Source organism: Aeromonas sp. R10-2, from assembly GCF_040908445.1.
Lineage (GTDB): Bacteria > Pseudomonadota > Gammaproteobacteria > Enterobacterales > Aeromonadaceae > Aeromonas > Aeromonas veronii.
This window is the reverse complement of record NZ_JBFODS010000023.1, coordinates 1-19,223: the sequence shown is the minus strand read 5'-3', so window position 1 is coordinate 19,223 and position 19,223 is coordinate 1. Positions and strand designations below refer to the sequence as shown.

Here is a 19,223-nt window from a genome sequence, read left to right as displayed (position 1 = left end):
GCATAAACAATCACAAACAACAGATGTCGAGGCGCAGTATGAGTTCAGAGGTATGGGTCATCGCTACCTTGCTAAGTAGCATCGTTCTTATCGTGGTCACCATAGTGAAGGGCAAGATCCACCCCTTTCTTGCCCTGCTGCTGGCCAGCTTCTATGTGGGCACCCTGATGGGGATGGAGCCCCTCAAGATGGTCAGCGCCATGGAAGAGGGCATTGGCGGCACGCTCGGCTTTCTCGCCGCCGTCATCGGCCTTGGCACCATACTCGGCAAGATGATGGAGGTGTCGGGCGCGGCGGAGCGCATCGGCCTCGCCCTGCAGAGATGCCGCTGGCTTTCGCCGGATGTCATCATGGTGCTGGTTGGTCTGGTATGTGGCATCACCCTGTTTGTCGAAGTCGGGGTGGTGCTGCTGATCCCGCTGGCCTTCTCCATCGCCCGCAAGACCAACACCTCGCTGCTCAAGCTGGCCATTCCGCTCTGTACCGCCCTGATGGCCGTGCATTGCATAGTGCCACCTCACCCTGCCGCCCTCTATGTCACCAATCAGCTGGGCGCCGATGTGGGATCCGTCATCGTCTATGGTCTGGCAGTCGGCCTCTTTGCCTCGCTTATCGGCGGCCCGCTGTTTCTGAAGCTGCTGGGCAACCGGCTCCCGTTCAAGGTGGTACCCGATGCCTTTGCCGACATCAAGGCCCGCGATGAGGCAACTCTCCCGACCTTAAGCGCCTCGCTCTTTACCGTGCTGCTGCCCATCCTGCTGATGCTGGCCAAGACGGTCGCTGAGCTCAATATGGATCACGCCAGCCACCTCTACACCGTGCTGGAGTTTATCGGCAACCCTATCACCGCCATGTTTATCGCGGCCTTCACTGCCTACTACGTGCTGGGGATCCGCCAGCAGATGACGATGGAGGGACTGCTTAACAAGACCGAGGAGTGCTTCTCCTCCATCGCCAACATTTTGCTCATCATCGGTGCGGGTGGCGCCTTCAACGGGGTGCTCAAGTCAAGCGGCCTGGGCGATAGCCTGGCCACCATCCTCTCCCAGCTGGATATGCACCCCATTCTGCTGGCCTGGCTGGTTGCCATCGTGCTGCACGCCGCCGTGGGCTCCGCTACCGTTGCCATGATGGGCGCCACCGCTATCGTCTCCCCCATCATGGTGCACTACCCGGATATCAGCCCGGAGATCATGACCCTGGCCATCGGCTCCGGTGCCATTGGCTGCACCATGGTGACCGATTCCCTGTTCTGGCTGGTCAAGCAGTATTGCGGCGCCACCCTGAACGAAACGCTCAAGTACTACACCACCGCCACCTTTGTTGCCTCCCTGATGGCGCTGGCCGGTACCTTCCTGCTCTCCTTTATCGTGTAACAAGACCGAGAACACTATGAAAAACATCGACGTCCAACAGCTCACAGCGCAATTTCCACTGGTGCAATCCCTGATCGCGCTTGAGCCAGTCACCTGGTTCAACCCCAACACCACCACTCTGGCTGCCGGTCTGCCCTATGTGGGGCTCGATAACAACAATGTGGCGGACGCTTCCGCTCGGCTGGCCCGCTTCGCCCCCTACATGTGCGAAGCCTTCCCCGAGACCCGCACCAGCAACGGTATTCTGGAGTCCGAGATCGCCGCTATTCCGGCGATGCAGGCTACGCTCAACCAGCGCTACGGGGTCGAGGTCACCGGTCGACTGCTGCTGAAAAAAGACAGTCACCTGCCCATCTCCGGCTCCATCAAGGCGCGAGGCGGTATCTACGAGGTGCTGACTCACGCCGAACAGTTGGCGATCAAGGCTGGTCTGCTGCGGGAAGAGGATGACTACCGCAAACTGTTCAGCGACGAGTTTCGCCAGTTCTTCAGCCAGTACAGCATCGCAGTGGGCTCCACCGGCAACCTTGGCATGTCCATCGGCATCATGAGCGCCAAGCTCGGCTTTACCGTCACCGTCCACATGTCTGCCGATGCGCGGGAGTGGAAAAAGCGCAAGCTGCGCGAGCACGGGGTGATCGTGGTCGAATATGCCGAGGATTACGGTGTGGCGGTGGAACAGGGGCGCAAAGAGGCCGAACGCGACCCCAACTGTTTCTTTATCGACGACGAGAACTCCCGCACCCTGTTCCTCGGCTACTCGGTGGCGGGCGAGCGGGTGAAAGCGCAGTTCGACCAGATGGGCATCAAGGTGGATGCCGACCACCCGCTGTTCGTCTACCTGCCCTGCGGCGTAGGTGGCGGCCCGGGCGGGGTGGCCTTTGGTCTCAAGCTCGCGTTTGGTGACCATGTTCACTGCCTGTTTGCCGAACCGACCCACTCCCCCTGCATGCTGCTGGGGGTACACACCGGGCTGCACGATGCCATTGCGGTGCAGGATCTGGGCATCGATAACCTCACTGCAGCCGATGGCCTCGCGGTAGGACGCGCCTCCGGCTTCGTCGGCCGCGCCATGGAACGGCTGCTTGATGGCTTCTACACCCTGAGCGATCAGGAGATGTATGACCTGCTGGGACTGCTGGCGCGCGATGAGCAGATCAAACTCGAACCCTCCGCTCTGGCAGGTATGGTCGGCCCGTGGCGGGTGGCTGCCAATCCCGAGTGGCTAACCGGGCGCGGTTGCGATGCAGCAACCATGGCACAGGCCACCCATCTGGTGTGGGCCACCGGCGGTGGCATGGTGCCCGCCGAAGAGATGGAAAAGTACCTGGCCAGCGCCAAGATCTAGGCTGTTTTGCCACATTTATCTGCAAATAAACCCGCCATCACGGCGGGTTTTCTGTTTTGGGAACAAGGGGATGGGGCTGTTCTGTCGCAATCCATGGCGACAATTTCCCCAAGTTGGTCAGTTTGTGCTAAAATGGCGCTCATTTTTTGACATCTCGCGTCACGTTCGCCGCCAGATTGCCCATCGGGCTCTCTGCCCGGGTCGTGACTTTGCACCATCATGCCTGATGATGTTCCCCCCAGGATGAGCCGACAGGCTCCCGTCAAGGTGGGCACCCTCAAGGGCACATGAGATAAGGAGATCGGGTAATGAAACAATATCAAAGCTGGCTGGGAGATTATCTGATGAGTCGACGTGACGGAGATCACGCGATGGCTTCGGAACTTGCCAACACCATCTGCGCCTTCTGGAAGGCCCAGGGTGATGAAGCAGAAACCAGCAAATGGCAGCAACGCTATCAGCAACACGTAGAGCAGGCGCAATAAGCCCCTTCACTCTTTCGCGATAAAAAAACCGGCGCACATGGCGCCGGTTTTGCGTTTCTGGCAAGCAGCAGATTACATCTGGTCGATCATGTCCTGAGCAAACTGGGAGCAGGAGCGCATGGTGGCCCCTTCCATCAGACGCTCGAAGTCATAGGTGACGGTCTTGTTTCGGATCGCCGCTTCCATGCCCTTGATGATGAGATCGGCCGCTTCAACCCAACCCATGTGGCGCAGCATCATCTCGGCGGAGAGGATGAGGGAGCCCGGGTTGACCTTGTCCTGACCGGCATACTTAGGTGCAGTGCCGTGGGTCGCTTCGAACAGGGCCACGCCGTCACCGATGTTGGCACCCGGCGCGATACCGATACCGCCAACCTGAGCAGCCAGCGCATCGGAGATGTAGTCACCGTTGAGGTTCATACAGGCGATGACGTCGTACTCGGCCGGACGCAGCAGGATCTGCTGCAAGAAGGCATCGGCGATGACATCCTTGATGACGATGCTCTTGCCGGTTTTCGGGTTCTTGAAGGAGCACCAGGGGCCGCCGTCAATCAGCTGGGCACCGTACTCGTTCTGAGCCAGAGCATAACCCCAATCCTTGAAGGCACCTTCGGTGAACTTCATGATGTTGCCCTTGTGCACCAGAGTCACGGAGTCGCGATCGTTGTCGATGGCATACTCGATGGCGGCACGCACCAGACGCTCGGTACCGGCTTTGGACATCGGCTTGATGCCGATCCCGCAGGACTCGGGGAAGCGAATTTTCTTCACGCCCATTTCGTTTTGCAGGAAGGCGATCACCTTGTTCGCTTCGGCACTGTCGGCCTTCCATTCGATGCCGGCGTAGATGTCTTCGGCGTTTTCGCGGAAGATCACCATGTCGGTCAGATCAGGACGCTTGACCGGGCTCGGGGTGCCGTCGTAGTAACGCACCGGACGCAGGCAGATGTAGAGATCCAGCTCCTGACGCAGGGCTACGTTGAGGGAGCGAATACCGCCACCGACCGGAGTAGTCAGCGGGCCCTTGATGGCCACGCAATATTCACGAATGAAATCCAGGGTTTCGGCCGGCAGCCAGGCACCTTCGCCATAGACATGAGTCGATTTCTCGCCGGTATAGATCTCCATCCAGGCGATCTTGCGCTCGCCCTTGTAGGCTTTCTCGACCGCAGCATTCACCACATTCAACATGGCCGGGGTTACGTCAACACCGATGCCATCCCCTTCAATAAACGGAATGATCGGATGGTTGGGAACCTGCAGCTTGCCGTTGGCATCGACTGTGATTTTCTGACCTTGGGTCGGGATTACTACTTTGCTTTCCATCGGCATCTCCTAACTTCCGTTTGTTATCAACTTGTTTGTTGCGCGCGGCCATCTTAGCCCATTCATTTTCATAATAAAACGACAAGAAAGCATGTCAGACCAAAGAGGTAGCCACCCGCCAGTACGCCGTCACCACGCCTTCCCGACACAGCCCCGTTATCCCTCCAGCTCGCTGGCCGCCGCCTGCGGCTGACTCAGGGAACGGTACTGGGAAGGGGTCAAGCCAGTCTTCTGTTTGAACACCCGGCAGAAGTAGTTCACGTCACTGTAACCGCAGCGACTGGCCACCTCTTCAAGCCGGAAGCGGTACTTTTTCAGCATGAATTTGGCCCGATCGATCCGCACCCAGCTGATGTAATCGGCAAGGCGCATATGACCCTGCTCGCGGAACAGGTGGGAGAGATGGCTCGCTGAAACGTTGAAGCGGTGGGCAATGGAGTCACGGGTGATGGGACGGTGAAAGTTCTCCTGGATATAGATGCAGATCCCGTGAAAGAGCTCTGCCCCCCGCGGCCGATCCGTGGCGGACTCCAGCAACAGCTGACGGGCACTCGCCAGCAGAGCCTGCAGCAGGTGATCATCGGTGGGGGAGCGACCGGGATCCTCGGTCAGTACGTTCAGCGCCGCCAAAATGTGTTCGATCACATGGCCCGCCCGCGCCATGATGCTGTGCTTTTGCACATCGAAAAAGTCCGGATCTTCACTGCGCTTGCTCACCAGACTGAACCCCAGCTGGCGTTTGCCAAACAGCAGGCTCAGCACCGAGCAGTCGGTGGTCCAGAGCGGCTTGTTCCAGCCGTTGGGAGGGATATAGAGCGCCTGTCCCGGCAATACACTGATCTCTCTGACCCCCTCCTCCCTGTCCCAAATTTGGTTGAGATACTCGCCGCTAAAGACCAGCTCGAGGCGGGGAAAGTTGACCTGATAGCTGAAACTGGGTGGCACCCCCTGTTCACTGGCAAACCAGATTTGGTCAAATGGAACCTGTTCGCTCAGGGCTCCGTCGAGCAGTTGGCTGAAGATGAGAGACATGGTGATCCTGATCAAGAGAGAGGCAAGCGGTTGCGGCGCGCGCGACCGCCCATGTTATAGTCCGGTCCACAGCAGTAATGCCACCCTTTTCTGCACCCGATTTTCTTCAAACTAGACGAGGCGTCCCTTATGAGCAGTAGCGATCTGCCCTCCTTTCTGTTGATGCAAAACCCGATTCAAGGCTATGACTGGGGCAGTCATGACTCCCTCACCACCCTGTTTGGCATTCCCAATCCGCAAGGCAAACCCCAGGCCGAACTCTGGATGGGGGCTCACCCCAACGGCTGCTCCGAGGTAACGCTGGCGGGCAGTGTGCAAAAGCTTTCTACGGTGATCGACCGGGCCCCGACCGCCGCGCTGGGTGAGGCCACCTTCGCCCGTTTTGGCAGCCTGCCGTTCCTGTTCAAGGTGTTGTGTGCCGAGAAGGCTCTCTCCATTCAGGTGCACCCGAGCAAGGCTCAGGCCGAAGCGGGCTTTGCCAAAGAGGAGGCCGCAGGCATCGATATCAAGGCGAGCAATCGCAACTACAAGGACCCGAACCATAAGCCGGAGCTGGTCTTTGCCCTCACCCCCTATCAGGCGATGAACGGCTTTCGCGCCATTCCCGCCATTCTGGCACTGTTCGAGCGGGTCAATCTGGCGGCCATCGCCGATCTGACCGCAGCCCTTGCCGCCAGCCAGAATGAAGCGGGCCTGCAGCACTTCTTCCACCAGCTGCTGGTACTGAAAGGGGCGCGCAAGGACGAGGCGCTGGCAGGGCTGCTGGCCTATGCCGCCGCCCATCAGGATGAGGAGACGTTTGCCCTCATCACCAGTCTGGCGGCCCAGTACCCGGGAGATGTGGGCCTCTTCTCGCCGCTGCTGTTGAACGTGGTGACCCTCAAACCCGGTCAGGCGATGTTCCTCGATGCCTGTACCCCGCACGCCTATGTGCGCGGCACGGGTCTCGAGATCATGGCCAACTCCGACAACGTGCTGCGCGCCGGCCTCACCCCCAAATACATCGATGTGGCAGAGCTTTTGGATTGCACCCGCTGCTTGCCCAAGCCGGACGACCAGATCCTGCTGTCCCCCCGCTGTGATGGTGCGGTACAGCACTTCGACGTGCCGGTACCTGACTTCACTTTCAGCATCTACCCGGCAGGCGAGCACCAGCTCACCACCGCCAGCGCCGAGATCCTGTTTGCCATCGATGCAACCGTGCTCCTCAAGCGCGGCGATGAGACGCTGCGTCTCGAGAAGGGCAAGTCCGCCTTTATCCCGGCCACCACCGGCAGCTACCAGCTGCTGGCCGAAGGGCGGGTCGCCCGCGCCGGCAACCGCTGCTAACGAGCACATCCCGGGCGATGCCCCCACCCGAACATGCGCAAGGGCCATCAATGATGGCCCTTGTTTTTTATCCCCATCCATCCCCTTTCATCGCTTCACAACACGGTTGACCAGACTCTCAGAGTTATCTCCCTCCCAATTAATGACAATAAAATCACTTGAGGCGCCTGCTATTTGCCAACCAGCTCACACTATTGACCCATAACAAATCACACAAATATCCATTCCATCACAGAAAACTCATCATCGACTTGGACACTCAGATAAGATTTTGCACGAACAAAACCAAAATAAGCGATTGATATTAAATGATTAAATTCATGTTCACATAGAGTTTAATCATCACACCAAAACGAGATGAGAGTCACAGCTCATTCTTGCCAGCACAAAAATCCAGTAAACGGCACATTTGTCCGATTTCGGCACCGCGCCAACGGGAGAACAATATCCAGGTCAATTGTTCCCCCCATCATGCGGCTCGGCAACGGAGCCAGGAGAGTAATATGTTACCCACCATGACCAACGGCAGACTCATCTGCCTGGAGTTGAAGGCCACCAGCAAGGAGGCCCTGTTCGACGAGATGGCACAGATGCTGGCTCGCGATGGCGCCGTGTCTGATCAACAGCAATTCGTCAAGGATATCTGGGCCCGCGAACAGCTGGACTGCACCGGCTTCGAGCAGGGTGTCGCCCTGCCCCACGCCAAGAGCAAGGCGGTCAGTCGTCCGGCCATTGCCATCGGTGTCAGCCGCCAAGGTATCGAGTACGGCGCCGAAGATGGCAAACCGACCCAGCTGATCTTCATGATTGCCTCCCCGGATGGCGGCGCCAACCACCACATCGAAGTGCTGGCGGAGCTCTCTACCCGTCTGCTGGAACCCGGTTTTATCGAGCAGATGAAGGCGGCCACCACTGTCGAGCAAGCCCTGACCCTGCTCAAGCAAGGCCCGAAAATGGAAAAACCGGCGGCAGCCGCCAAATCGGCTGCCACTGCTCCGGTTGAACCCACCGATCGCACCTTCAAGGATCGCCTCAATACCATGAAGCAGCACCTACTGTTTGGTACTTCCCACATGATCCCCTTCATCGTGGCGGGCGGTGTGCTGCTCTCCCTGTCAGTGATGATGAGCGGCAAGGGCGCCGTGCCGGAAGCGGGCTTCCTCAAAGACATGGCCACCATGGGTATCGCCGGTCTGACTCTGTTTACTGCCGTACTGGGTGGCTACATCGCCTACTCGCTGGCTGACAAGCCGGGCCTGGCCCCGGGCATGATCGGCTCCTGGATTGCCGTTCAGCACTATCAAACCGGTTTCCTCGGCGCCATTCTGGTGGGCTTTATCGCAGGTTTCGTGGTCAATCAGCTCAAACGGATCAAGCTGCCTGACTCAATGACCTCCCTTGGTTCGATCTTCATCTATCCGCTGATCGGTACCTTCCTGGTGTGTGGCATCGTGATGTGGGGGATCGGTGCCCCGATCGCCGCCATGATGGAAGGGATGAACCACTGGCTCTCCAGCATGGCGGGCTCAGGTAAAGTGATGCTAGGTGCCATTCTGGGTGGTATGACCGCCTTCGATATGGGCGGCCCGGTCAACAAGGTTGCTACCCTGTTTGCCCAGACTCAGGTCAACACCCAGCCCTGGCTGATGGGCGGTGTCGGCATCGCCATCTGTGTGCCGCCGCTCGGTATGGCACTGGCGACCTTTATGTCTCCGAAGCGTTACAAGAAAGAGGAGCGTGAATCCGGCAAAGCGGCCGCCATCATGGGCATGATCGGTATCAGTGAAGGTGCCATCCCGTTTGCCGCTGCTGACCCCATGCGTGTTATCCCGGCCATCGTCGCAGGCGGCATCGTCGGCAACATCACCGGCTTCATGATGCACAGTATCAACCACGCCCCCTGGGGTGGCTGGATTGTCCTGCCGGTTGTTGAAGGCAAGATGGGCTACATCCTGGGTACCATCCTCGGCGCCCTGACCACTGCCATCATCGTCAACCTGCTGAAAAAGCCAGTGAGCGAAGAAGATGACGTCACTACCACCCAAACCAGCTTCGAAGTCATTGAAGCGGAAGGGGAAGCAGACGTACTGGCCATCACTGCCTGCCCGTCTGGCGTGGCCCACACCTTCCTCGCCGCCAAGAGCCTGCAGAAGGCTGCCGCCAAGCAGGGGATCAAGCTCAAGGTCGAGACCCAGGGCGCCAACGGCATCATCAACCGCATTACCGCCAAGGATGTCGCCAACGCCCGCTGCGTCATCTTCGCCCACGACGTGGCTATCAAGAACCGCGAGCGCTTCACCGATATCGAGGTCATCGACGTGAAGACCAAGGAGGCGATCCACAATCCGGAAGCACTGCTGGCCCGCACGCTGGGCAACAAGGCAAACGCCGCCTGATAGCAGTCAGACCAACCAGCACCAGGGGCCCATCGCGGGCCCCTTTTCGTTGTCTGCCGAGCAACCGCACATCATCCCACCGACCAAGCCACTGATTTAAAACATATTAACCAGTCACATCACGGATCTTGGCGAGCCGTCACAGAACGGTGACGTGTAAAAAAACAGCAATTGAAGCGCTGGTCAGATCTCATGTCAAATGGCTCCGCCTACTAAACTGGAGCATCACAAAAATGATAAAAATCAATAAATTGGTTCTGGCTGTTACCCTCACCCTCACTGCCACCCCCTTGCTGGCCGCCCATTGGGAGTGCGGTGAGCACGTGCGCTTCGGCCTGCCCTCCGAATCGGATCAGAAGCTCTGCCGTGAAGGGTATGCGGTCGGCTACAACTACGACTACAAGGTGGCGGACTGGGTCTCCTACCGAATGACAGCCCAGAGCGCACAGGGCACTGTGCCGCGCAAGGATGCCTTCGCCGAGGACAGGGAGATCCCGGTTGCCTACCGCGCCACCCTCTCCGACTACAAGGGCTCGGGCTACGACCGTGGCCATCAGGCCCCGGCGGGGGACATGAAATCGAACAAGAACACCATGAAAGAGAGCTTCCTGCTGAGCAACATGACGCCGCAGATCGGGGTGCTCAACCAGAAGGCGTGGCGCGTGCTGGAGGACAAGGTGAACAAGTGGGCGGTCTCCCGCAAGGATGTGCAGGTGATCACCGGCCCCATCTTTACCGGCTCTGAAGAGTCCATCGGTCAGGGTGTGGCGATCCCGAGCGCCTACTACAAGATCGTGATGGACCCAGCCAGACTGCAGGCCATCGCCTTTATCATGCCGCAGGAAGAGGTGCCCATCAGCCAGATCGCCGACTACCGGGTCTCGGTACGCGAGGTGGAAGAGCAGACCCAGCTCAACTTCTTCAGCGATATGCCCGAAGAGCAGCAAGAGACGCTGGAAGCCCGCGTCTCCCAGATGTGGAACTGACCGCGAATACTCATCAGCAGATAGATTGACACCCCATCTATCTTGAATCGCGAGAGATAGAGGGAGGGGCCAGCGCCCCTCCCAGCAGGGGGAGTCACGCTCCCCCTGCCCTTTTCAGATGGCAGCTGATCCGTTGCGGCCACAGGTGTGGCATCACCCGACGACCCGCCCCGACTCACAGTTTGCCACGCCGTTAGCTGCTATATTGCCCTCTCTTTGGCACTAACAGACTGAATTGACGCACATTTGCCTCGTCGCATCGGCCCGCAAACCGGAGCCCACGGCGCGATTCAGCCCGACAGAGGACCTTTTGATGAAACAGACCCTTCTTGCCCTCACCCTCGGCGGCCTGCTGGCGCTCTCGCCCCTCGCCCTGCAAGCGGCCGAGAGCTCGATGCAAATGGAGCACGACCTCAATACCCTGGTCAGCAAACGCCAGGCGGTGGACATGTTGCTCGGCGAAGCGCTGCAAATCTACAAGTCGCCAGCCAAAATCTCCCACGCCGGTTTTACCGCCAAGATGCCGAGCAATATGGAGCTGGTGACCGAGCGGCTGCTGGCCGCCTACCAGCTTGAACCCTACCGCACCGACCTGCTCATCTCGGCGGCCAACGCCCAGATCTACAACGGCAACCTGAGCCGCGCCATCACCTTGCTGGAGCAGGCGCAAGCCGTCGCCCCCGATGATCTCGACATCAACAGCTATCTCGCCATCTGGCAGCTGGTAAAGGGTAACAAGGAGGCTTCCCGCAGCTATCTGGCGAAAGTGGCGGATCGCAACGGCGGCCGCGCCGCCGATCTGGAGGAGATCATCGCCCGGGTGCAGCGGATCACCGCCGCCCCGCTGCAGACCGAACTGACCGAGGATCAGGTCAAGGCCAGCAGGGAGGGCAAACGCGCCATCGTCACCCTGGGCTACGCCCTCAATCCCGACGGCAGCATGGACAAGATCCTGCTGGGCCGTCTGCAAACCACCCTTGATCTGGCCAAAGCCGACCCGGAAGCGCTGCTCATCCTGACCGGCGGCGTGCCCCAGAACCGCCAGACCGAGGGCAAGCTGATGGCTGACTGGCTGGCCAACCACGGCATCGACCGCAGCCGCCTGATTGAAGAGAACTACGCCACCAGCACGGTGGACAACGCCCTCTACAGCGCCTATGCCCTCGCCCGCCACCAGATTGACTATGCGGTGCTGGTAAGCTCCGCCAGCCATGTACGCCGCGGCCAGACGGTGCTGGAAATCGCCTGCGACCAGATTGGTCCGGCCAACATCAAGGTGGCGAGCGTCAGCTACCCCGACAAACCCCTCGAGGAGCTGGCCACCCCGAGCGAGAGCGAGCTGCTCGGCATCTACCGCGACGCCCTGCGCACCTACGGCATGTGGAGCTACCGCTCCGCCCCGCTGATTGAGCGTTGATCGGCCATCAACACGAAAAAGAGAGGGAGGCGTGATGCCTCCCTCTCTTTTTATTGACCGATGATTGGCCAAGCCGCGCCCGTTAGCTGACGATAAAGCCCTGCGAGGGGGCCGCTTTGGGATCGTCACCGAAGCGGTTTGGCCCCTGCTGACCGTTGCAAACCATAAAGTAGATAAGCACCAGGGTGCCGATAATGGGGATAAGCCCGAGCAGCAGCCACCAAGCGCTGCGGTCGGTATCGTGCAGACGACGGGCCGCCACCGCCAGCGATGGCAGCAGCACCGCCAGCGAATAGATGGAGCTGATCAGCTCATTGTCGCCGCCGATCAGCTTGTCCACCATGCCGAGCAGCAGCATGACGATGACGTTGCACAGCACGAACATCCAGTATTCGGTGCGACGGGCCCGCCCGCTGAATACCGCATATTGCTTGAGGACCGAGATGTACCAGTTCATTGCGCCTCCTGAGTGGCCTTTATGCCTATGAATAAAAAAGAGAGTCGATAAAACAAGTAGTTAAGAGCTTAGCGCGATCATCCCCCCGAGTCGACAATGATGCCCGAACGTCTCCCAAACTAATCAGCTGCGGCAATCATTGACCGACCGAGCCGGAAGATAATTTGCCCTGCGACAGGGCAAATCCCCCCCATCAGCGCATCACTCTCGTCACAAGCAGGAAAATGGTGCTTAATAATCCATTAGCAATCGTATGGACTCAGCGTGAGGATAGCGGTAGATTCGGCGCCCAATCCTGAACAGGATCTGTGTCTCCCCCCCATAATGAATCCACTTATTCATTACTTCTCCTAACACAGGGATAGCCATGAGTATTACACGCAGAGATTTTCTCAACGGCGTTGCCATCACCATTGCGGCAGGCGTAGCCCCCATCAATCTGCTCAAGGCTGCCGAAGGCGGCAGCACGCTGGCGGATAAAACCCTGGCCTACCCGCCCGCCCTCACCGGCCTGCGCGGCAACCACCCGGGCTCTTTCGAACCGGCCCACAGCATCGCCCGTGACGGCAAGCAATATGATTTTGCCAATATTCCCCTTGAGGGGGAGTACGATCTGGTGATCGTCGGCGCCGGGATCAGCGGTCTGGCCGCCGCCTGCTTCTATCAGCAACTGCTCGGCGCGGATAAGAAGATCCTGCTACTCGACAACCACGATGACTTCGGCGGCCACGCCAAGCGCAACGAGTTCACCACCCCCGATGGCCTGCGTCTGGGTTACGGCGGCAGTGAATCCCTGCAATCACCGCGTTCGGTCTACAGCCCGGTAGCGCTCGGGCTGCTCAAGGCGCTGGAGGTCAACATCGACGAGCTGGCCGCCGGTTTCCAGCAGACCTTCTATCCGGATCTGGGGCTGAGCCGCGGCGTTTATTTCGACGAGAAGCACTTTGGCGTCAACAAGATAGTGAACGGGGATCCGGGCCACAACGTAGCGGATGACATCCCCCGCGATCGCCTGAACGGCCGGCCACTGGCAGAGTTTATCGGTGACTTCCCCCTCGATGATGCCGACAAGGCCGCCCTGTTGGCCCTGCACGAATCGAAGATCGACTACCTGAGCGGCATGACCCGCGAGCAGCAGGACGAGTGGGTGACCCGCAACAGCTACACCACCTTCCTGCGCGATAAAGTGGGCCTCAGCGAGCGGGCGATCACTTACTTCCAGCAGCGCACCAACGATTTCCAGGCGGTCGGCATCGACGCCACCGCCTGCGCCGATGCGCGCCTCTGCGCCTTGCCGGGGTTCGACGGCCTCAATCTGACGCCGCTGGATGCCGAGGAGCAGGCAGAGCTGGACGATCCCTACATCTTCCACTTCCCCGATGGCAACGCTGGTCTCACCCGCCTGATGGTGCGCAAGCTCATTCCGCAGGTGGCGCCGGGTCACACCATGCAGGATGTGGTGCTGGCCAAGTTTGACTATGGCAAGCTCGACCTGCCGGAGCACAAGGTGCAACTGCGCCTTGGCAGCACGGCGTTGCAGGCCAAAAACGTGCGCCTCGCCGACGGCAAGCTGGTGGTGGATGTCACCTACATCAAGGAGGGGAAACTGCACCGGGTGCGGGCCAAGCAGTCGATCATGGCTGGCTACAACATGATGATCCCCTACATGGTGCCCGAGATGCCGGAGCCTCAGAAGGAGGCGCTGCGCCAAAACGTCAAAGCGCCGCTGGTCTACACCAAAGTGGTGATCAAAAACTGGCAAGCCTTCGTCAAGCTCGGGGTGCACGAGGTCTACTCCCCGGCAGCCCCTTACAGCCGGGTCAAGCTCGACTATCCGGTCAGCATGGGTGGCTATGAGCATCCCAAGAGCCCGGATCAGCCGATGTGCCTGCACATGGTCTATGTACCAACCCTGCCGGGCAGCGGCCTGTCGGCCCGCGAACAGTCCCGCAAGGGGCGCGCTATGATCCTCGGCATGCCGTTCGAGCAGCATGAACAGATGATCCGCGAACAGTTGCAGGGGATGCTCGGCAGCGCCGGTTTCAACCATGAGCAGGATATCCTTGCCATCACGGTCAACCGCTGGTCCCACGGCTACTCCTATGTCACCAACACCCTGTTTGATGACGAAGCGCAGTGCGAAAAATGGATTGAACTGGGTCGCCAGCCGATCGGCAACATCACCATCGCCAACTCGGATGCAGGCTGGAGCCCCTACGCCCACGCCGCCATCGACGAAGCGTGGCGCGCCGTCAACGAGCTGGTTGCCATGAGCAAGGGAGGTGCCCAATGAGCCGCGCCCTGTCACTGACCGCCAGCGCCCTGCTGCTGGCTCTGCCCGCCCTTGCCGCCAACGCAGCCCCCGCCATGTCGGCGGGGGAATACGTGGCCAAGCTCGGCGATTGCGCCGCCTGCCACACCAGCGAAACCAGCAAGCCACTGGCAGGCGGCAAAGGGTTCCCGACCCCCATCGGTACCGTATTTGCCACCAACATCACCCCCGACAAGGCACACGGTATCGGCAACTACAGCCTGCCGGAGTTCATCAAGGTGATGCGCGAAGGGGTAGCCCGCGATGGTCATCGCCTCTATCCGGCCATGCCCTACACCGCCTACGCCAAGATGAGCGATAAGGATCTCGAAGATCTCTATCACTACCTGATGAAGGAGGTGCAGCCGCTGGCCATCGCCAACAAGGAGAGCGACATCCCCTGGCCGCTCAACATGCGCTGGCCGCTGATGGGCTGGAACTGGGTCTATCACGATGACAGCCGCTTCACCCCGGTCGCAGGCAAGAGCGAAGAGTGGAACCGCGGCGCCTATCTGGTGCAGGGTGCCGGTCACTGCGGCAGCTGCCACACCCCACGCGGATTGGGGATGCAGGAGAAAGCGCTGACCGAGGCGGATCCCGTCTACCTGAGCGGGGCGGCGCTGGATGGCTGGTATGCCCCCGACATTCGCGGCAGCCGTTACAGCAAGCAGGAGCTGATCGATCTGCTGAAAACCGGCCGCAGCCAGCATGAAGCGGTCGCGGGCCCCATGGGGGAAGTGATCACTCACAGCAGCCAGTATTTCAGCGACGCCGATCTGGCCAGCATCGCCACCTATCTCACCGATCTGAAAGATGAACCGGTGGCGGAGAAAGGGGCCCGCGCCTACGCCAGTGCCAGCGGCAAGGCGGACTACGCCATGTACTGCTCCACCTGTCACGGGGTCAACGGCCAGGGCAATGACCACGTCATCCCCTCGCTGGTGAACAACCGCACCGTGCTGGCGAGCGATCCGTCGAGCCTGATCAACGTGTTGCTGCACGGTGCCGAAACACCGGTCACCCACGGCCATCTGGGTTACCACATGCCGGGCTATGGCTGGACCATGGATGATGAGCGGCTCGCCGAGCTGGTCAACACCCTGCGCGCCTCCTGGGGCAATGAAGGCACCGCCGTCAAGGCGGCGGCGGTCAAGACCCAGCGCGAGCTGAACGGCAAGGAGTAAGGGCTGTCAGCTCTCTCTTGGCCAAGTGCCATAAAAACGGGCCTCCACTGGAGGCCCGTTTGCTATTGATGAACCAGGTTCCGGTGCTTATCCCTTTCGGGATTTGGGCCCCGGCAGTGGCGCCGTTGGCTGGCGGTAATCGCCATAGGGGAAGATATTACGAAAACGCTGGGCCACCGGCTCGGGGATGGAGCGGGAGAAGATCAGCTTGACGCCATCGCCATCGCGCTGCCCCACAATGCGACCGCGCACCGTGTCGTGACGCAGGATCTGCTTGGCATGCTCAATAAAGGCGGGTGACACCTTGCCCTGCTTGACCACTACCTTGCCGGGAGCAAGGCGGATCTCGAACAGGGCGCCACGCCCCAGCTTCATCAACCACCAGATCAGCGCAATCGCCACTATCAAGGAAATCCAGGCCATCTTCATCCCTCCCAAGCTCTTGATATCAGGCAGTATAAGCGGCCGTGCGTTCCGATTGTTTGGCGCCGATCACAGCCCCCGCCTCAACGCAATAGCGCCTCTTTGCTCAGCAATCCTTGCCCCAGCCCACCAGCGTCTCGCGATAGAGCGCCAGCAAGGCTTCATCGCGCACCGCCACCCCGACCTGCTGCGGACGATAGGCTGCCCAATCATCGTGGGAGTGGCGTTTGCCATCGAACTTTTGCAGGGTGTGGCCGATGGCCGGGCCGCTGGTAATCACCCGCACCGGCCCCTCGCGCAGGGTAAAGAGGGTCGGGTCAATGACATAGGCGATGGCGGATGGATCGTGAACGTGGCAACCAGAGAGCCCCAGCTTCTCGGAGTAGAAGCGCAGGTAGAAGCGGCTGACATCCCACAGGAAGCGGCCCGGCTCCCCCGCCTTGTCCCTGAGCTCATCCAGATAGGCGCTGCTGAAGAAGCTCTGCTGAGTCACATCCAGCCCGATGATCACTACCGGCCAATCGGCGGTAAAGACCCGGTCGGCGCCATCGGGATCGTCGTGGATATTGGCTTCGGCATAGGGGGTGACGTTGCCGCGATGGCCGTTGACGCCAAAGGCTCCTCCCATCACTACCACCTGTTTCACCAGCGAGACAATCTCGGGCGCCTGTTGTAGCGCCAGCGCCAGATTGGTCAGCGGGCCGATAGTGACGAGGGTGATCTCCCCCGGCGCGGCTTTCACCGCCTCGACTATGTACTGCCATGCGGGACGGGGATCCGGAGCGATAGTCACCTCCCCCGCCTCCATGTCGCCAAAGCCGCTCGGGCCGTGGACTATGGTGGTGGGGCCGACCGGCTCGCGCAGCAGCGGGGCGGCAGCGCCTTTGGCCACATCCGCCTTCATGCCGTACTTCTGCTTGAGCCAGAGGGCGTTGCGGGTGCCATTGTCGATAGTGGCGTTACCAAAAACAGTGGTGATGGCGAGCAGCTCGATGGCGGGATGGGCCTCGGCAAACAGGATGGCCATGGCATCGTCGATACCCGGGTCGGTATCCAGAATGATTTTATGGGTCATGAGAAATTCCTACGGTGACAAACCCTGCGACAAAAGGGAGAGTCTACCCGGCTAACGGCCCCGTATCCCGGCATGGGATCACAGAGCGGGCCTTTGCTCTCGGCAACGACACGCTGCTGGCGACAATCTGCACAAGAAACGGCGCGGCCCTGTTGCCAGCGCCGCGCCCTTTATCGTTGTTCGTTATCTGCTATCTGGCAGTGATCTGCCTTACTCCGACCCTCAGTGCTTGCGGTGCCAGCGCGGTGAGGTCGCCTTCTCCCCCCAGGGGGTGACGCAGGGGAGCAGCGCCCCTTCAATCACCATCTCGCTGCCTGCCAGCGCCTCGGCGATCTTCTGGTGCAGCACCCGCAGTACCTTGCCCTCGTGCTCGGCCAGAGAGTGGCCCGCGGCAAAGAATTCCGGCTGATATTGCAGTGCCAGCTTCTGGGCGAATTCGTAGGTGTTGAAGCAATCCGGCATCCGCTCAACCACATCTTCAAGCCGGGCCAACAAGCTGTTCAGTTCCCTGGTCATAGTGCTCTCTCCGTGTAGGTTAATAGCCAAAAACTACCCCTTATTAGATAAGTCACCAACGAGCAAACCACAAAAGTGTGGGGAGACACACAGTTCTCTCTTGCGTCCGGCTCATGGTGAACGGCAGACAGCTTGCCAGCTTTACATTCCGGTAACAAACGGCTAGATTTAGACCGACTCATATACAGGACCTTAAGAAAACACTTCATTTGAAATTCCTTCTAAGGTCCTGTTCTGTATCGATTTTCGCTGCTTGGTTCGACGGGCATTTTTCGCCAAGTAAACGGCAGCCCATTCCAGACGCTCTCTTATTTCCACCAACACCCGATGAGCCACCGCTTCCAATAACGGGAACCACCAGGTTCCGCTATTTTTCGCCGCTTTCAGTGTGGATAAACCGTCCCCCATCAGCGTCTGAGCTACCCGTCTTTTCATCACCAGCGACAACAGGCTGGCCCACACCAGCCCCTCGGCAATGGCTTTCTGACCTGTCACAAAGCCCTTGAGCCGGTTGTGCGACTTCCACTCCTTAAACAGCAGCTCCACCTGCCAACGACAGCGGTACAGGCTCATCACCCGCTCTGCTGGCCATGCCTCTCGTGGCAGATTGGTCATCCAGATACAGAACCGTTTCTCCTCGGCAAACCAGCGTCGGATCAGCCGATACTCGAACTTGCCCGATTTCACCACCATATCCAGTACCTCTGCCCGACAGTGCCGCCGTCCAGCATCCTTGAGTGACAGGCCCGCCAGCTTCGGCACTTCCCGTTCGTCACCGCGCCATGCCCGGATAATCTTCGGGTTCAGGCTCTTACTACCCCTGACCAGATAGAAACCGCCCGCCTCGTTTAGTTTCGCAAAGTAGGCCATATCGATGTAACCCGCGTCCGCCAACAGCAGGCTGTTATTGAGCCGCTCGGGCTCAGGCAGGAACTGGCGCTCTGACGCCGTATCGGCAGAGACCTGCATGCAAACTGGACTTTGCTCCAATAGAGACATGAGCATATGACACTCGATTGCCGCCGGGCTAATGGTCTTGAACCTTCCCGGAAACACTTCGGCCAGGCTTTTGTGGACGGCAAAGGAAGTACCATCCTGCAACAACACCTGTTTGAATGCGCCAAGGGATGCAGTCTTCATCTGTTGGCCGATACGCAAGGCGATAGCCCGTTCAACCAGCGCCTTCATGAACAGGGCGAACGACGCTTTGCGCAACTGGTTGTGAAAGGGCTTGTAGGAAACCTGATGGGCATCAACCAGTTGCAAGGCATTGAAATGATGGTGCAATCCAGCGATACCATCGACCTGGTCGCAGCCAAGTGCCCGCAAGAGTGCAGTCACCAGCATGGCAGGCGTAATGGCTCGTTTGCGCAAGCAAAATTGGCAGTCACGGGCAATGCGGTCGAGTTCGGCAGGAGAGAGAAGTTGCTCAAGATAGTGGTTGGCATCGATAATGGTCATGGCTTCGTGCGTGGCGGTTTTGTTTGGCGATAAAATCAGATCACAATCGAAGCCATTTTTATATCTATTTCAATTGGTTGCTGCTAAAGATCCTGTACATG

16 protein-coding genes are annotated in these 19,223 nt (G+C 59.4%); 9 read left to right on the top strand and 7 right to left on the bottom strand.

Translation table 11 applies throughout. From position 1 onward, the window contains the following. Positions 1-38: 38 nt before the first annotated feature. From dsdX to AB5Y97_RS04965, 3 genes are all read left to right on the top strand, one after another. Positions 39-1,376 (top strand): D-serine transporter DsdX, encoded by a 1,338-nt coding sequence (gene dsdX / locus AB5Y97_RS04975; RefSeq protein ID WP_368157312.1) that lies wholly within the window; start codon positions 39-41, stop codon positions 1,374-1,376. A 16-nt stretch (positions 1,377-1,392) separates the two neighbouring features. After that, a complete protein-coding gene (locus AB5Y97_RS04970; RefSeq protein WP_201945946.1) occupies positions 1,393-2,724 on the top strand; it encodes a D-serine ammonia-lyase in 1,332 nt (443 codons plus the stop codon). Between the two features lie 308 nt (positions 2,725-3,032). Further along, a complete protein-coding gene (locus AB5Y97_RS04965) occupies positions 3,033-3,209 on the top strand; it encodes a hypothetical protein (RefSeq protein ID WP_005337712.1) in 177 nt (58 codons plus the stop codon). Positions 3,210-3,281: 72 nt separating this feature from the next. On the opposite strand, the gene icd is transcribed toward AB5Y97_RS04965, so the two are convergent. Both icd and AB5Y97_RS04955 read right to left on the bottom strand, forming a co-directional pair. Further along, entirely contained in the window at positions 3,282-4,535 is a 1,254-nt protein-coding gene (gene icd, locus AB5Y97_RS04960) for an NADP-dependent isocitrate dehydrogenase (protein ID WP_368157311.1), read from the bottom strand. A gap of 156 nt (positions 4,536-4,691) precedes the next feature. Then, positions 4,692-5,567, bottom strand: a complete 876-nt coding sequence (locus AB5Y97_RS04955; RefSeq protein ID WP_167566435.1) for an AraC family transcriptional regulator — start codon at positions 5,565-5,567, stop codon at positions 4,692-4,694. A gap of 129 nt (positions 5,568-5,696) precedes the next feature. Between AB5Y97_RS04955 and manA the strand changes: the two genes are divergently transcribed. The 4 genes from manA to AB5Y97_RS04935 all read left to right on the top strand — a co-directional run bounded on the left by manA (position 5,697) and on the right by AB5Y97_RS04935 (position 11,695). Continuing rightward, positions 5,697-6,896: a mannose-6-phosphate isomerase, class I gene (manA, locus tag AB5Y97_RS04950; RefSeq protein ID WP_201945943.1), complete on the top strand. Its 1,200-nt coding sequence runs from the start codon at positions 5,697-5,699 to the stop codon at positions 6,894-6,896. Positions 6,897-7,399: 503 nt separating this feature from the next. After that, positions 7,400-9,292 carry a PTS fructose transporter subunit EIIC gene (locus AB5Y97_RS04945; protein WP_201945942.1) on the top strand — a complete coding sequence of 631 codons (1,893 nt, stop codon included), beginning with the start codon at positions 7,400-7,402 and terminating at the stop codon, positions 9,290-9,292. Positions 9,293-9,525: 233 nt separating this feature from the next. Beyond that, positions 9,526-10,278: a DNA/RNA non-specific endonuclease gene (locus AB5Y97_RS04940; RefSeq protein ID WP_075115225.1), complete on the top strand. Its 753-nt coding sequence runs from the start codon at positions 9,526-9,528 to the stop codon at positions 10,276-10,278. A gap of 313 nt (positions 10,279-10,591) precedes the next feature. Continuing rightward, positions 10,592-11,695, top strand: a complete 1,104-nt coding sequence (locus AB5Y97_RS04935) for a YdcF family protein (protein ID WP_058058856.1) — start codon at positions 10,592-10,594, stop codon at positions 11,693-11,695. A gap of 82 nt (positions 11,696-11,777) precedes the next feature. Here AB5Y97_RS04935 and AB5Y97_RS04930 read toward each other — a convergent pair whose 3' ends face one another. Beyond that, positions 11,778-12,152 carry a DUF805 domain-containing protein gene (locus tag AB5Y97_RS04930; protein WP_005337730.1) on the bottom strand — a complete coding sequence of 125 codons (375 nt, stop codon included), beginning with the start codon at positions 12,150-12,152 and terminating at the stop codon, positions 11,778-11,780. Positions 12,153-12,519: 367 nt separating this feature from the next. Here AB5Y97_RS04930 and AB5Y97_RS04925 point away from each other — a divergent pair, with 367 nt between their 5' ends. Together AB5Y97_RS04925 and AB5Y97_RS04920 are read left to right on the top strand one after the other, a co-directional pair. Further along, positions 12,520-14,445, top strand: coding sequence for an FAD/NAD(P)-binding protein (locus tag AB5Y97_RS04925; protein ID WP_201945940.1), 1,926 nt, complete (start codon positions 12,520-12,522; stop codon positions 14,443-14,445). Continuing rightward, positions 14,442-15,647, top strand: coding sequence for a cytochrome c (locus tag AB5Y97_RS04920; protein WP_201945938.1), 1,206 nt, complete (start codon positions 14,442-14,444; stop codon positions 15,645-15,647). The genes AB5Y97_RS04925 and AB5Y97_RS04920 overlap by 4 nt, the downstream gene beginning before the upstream one ends. 87 nt (positions 15,648-15,734) lie before the next feature. Here AB5Y97_RS04920 and AB5Y97_RS04915 read toward each other — a convergent pair whose 3' ends face one another. The 4 genes from AB5Y97_RS04915 to AB5Y97_RS04900 all read right to left on the bottom strand — a co-directional run bounded on the left by AB5Y97_RS04915 (position 15,735) and on the right by AB5Y97_RS04900 (position 19,122). Next, positions 15,735-16,070, bottom strand: coding sequence for a DUF3634 family protein (locus AB5Y97_RS04915; protein WP_005353195.1), 336 nt, complete (start codon positions 16,068-16,070; stop codon positions 15,735-15,737). A 106-nt stretch (positions 16,071-16,176) separates the two neighbouring features. Further along, complete coding sequence (locus AB5Y97_RS04910) at positions 16,177-17,145, bottom strand: nucleoside hydrolase (protein WP_368157310.1); 969 nt, start codon at positions 17,143-17,145, stop codon at positions 16,177-16,179. Between the two features lie 222 nt (positions 17,146-17,367). Next, a complete protein-coding gene (locus AB5Y97_RS04905) occupies positions 17,368-17,661 on the bottom strand; it encodes a hypothetical protein (protein ID WP_005353197.1) in 294 nt (97 codons plus the stop codon). A 192-nt stretch (positions 17,662-17,853) separates the two neighbouring features. After that, positions 17,854-19,122: an IS4-like element ISAeme4 family transposase gene (locus AB5Y97_RS04900; RefSeq protein ID WP_041206016.1), complete on the bottom strand. Its 1,269-nt coding sequence runs from the start codon at positions 19,120-19,122 to the stop codon at positions 17,854-17,856. Between the last annotated feature and the right edge of the window lie 101 nt (positions 19,123-19,223).

What these genes read in the sequence shown, in the direction of transcription:
- dsdX (WP_368157312.1), top strand. Translation starts at nt 39, where the DNA reads ATGAGTTCAGAGGTATGGGTCATCGCTACCTTGCTAAGTAGCATCGTT.
- AB5Y97_RS04970 (WP_201945946.1), top strand. Translation starts at nt 1,393, where the DNA reads ATGAAAAACATCGACGTCCAACAGCTCACAGCGCAATTTCCACTGGTG.
- AB5Y97_RS04965 (WP_005337712.1), top strand. Translation starts at nt 3,033, where the DNA reads ATGAAACAATATCAAAGCTGGCTGGGAGATTATCTGATGAGTCGACGT.
- icd (WP_368157311.1), bottom strand. Translation starts at nt 4,535, where the DNA reads ATGGAAAGCAAAGTAGTAATCCCGACCCAAGGTCAGAAAATCACAGTC.
- AB5Y97_RS04955 (WP_167566435.1), bottom strand. Translation starts at nt 5,567, where the DNA reads ATGTCTCTCATCTTCAGCCAACTGCTCGACGGAGCCCTGAGCGAACAG.
- manA (WP_201945943.1), top strand. Translation starts at nt 5,697, where the DNA reads ATGAGCAGTAGCGATCTGCCCTCCTTTCTGTTGATGCAAAACCCGATT.
- AB5Y97_RS04945 (WP_201945942.1), top strand. Translation starts at nt 7,400, where the DNA reads ATGTTACCCACCATGACCAACGGCAGACTCATCTGCCTGGAGTTGAAG.
- AB5Y97_RS04940 (WP_075115225.1), top strand. Translation starts at nt 9,526, where the DNA reads ATGATAAAAATCAATAAATTGGTTCTGGCTGTTACCCTCACCCTCACT.
- AB5Y97_RS04935 (WP_058058856.1), top strand. Translation starts at nt 10,592, where the DNA reads ATGAAACAGACCCTTCTTGCCCTCACCCTCGGCGGCCTGCTGGCGCTC.
- AB5Y97_RS04930 (WP_005337730.1), bottom strand. Translation starts at nt 12,152, where the DNA reads ATGAACTGGTACATCTCGGTCCTCAAGCAATATGCGGTATTCAGCGGG.
- AB5Y97_RS04925 (WP_201945940.1), top strand. Translation starts at nt 12,520, where the DNA reads ATGAGTATTACACGCAGAGATTTTCTCAACGGCGTTGCCATCACCATT.
- AB5Y97_RS04920 (WP_201945938.1), top strand. Translation starts at nt 14,442, where the DNA reads ATGAGCCGCGCCCTGTCACTGACCGCCAGCGCCCTGCTGCTGGCTCTG.
- AB5Y97_RS04915 (WP_005353195.1), bottom strand. Translation starts at nt 16,070, where the DNA reads ATGGCCTGGATTTCCTTGATAGTGGCGATTGCGCTGATCTGGTGGTTG.
- AB5Y97_RS04910 (WP_368157310.1), bottom strand. Translation starts at nt 17,145, where the DNA reads ATGACCCATAAAATCATTCTGGATACCGACCCGGGTATCGACGATGCC.
- AB5Y97_RS04905 (WP_005353197.1), bottom strand. Translation starts at nt 17,661, where the DNA reads ATGACCAGGGAACTGAACAGCTTGTTGGCCCGGCTTGAAGATGTGGTT.
- AB5Y97_RS04900 (WP_041206016.1), bottom strand. Translation starts at nt 19,122, where the DNA reads ATGACCATTATCGATGCCAACCACTATCTTGAGCAACTTCTCTCTCCT.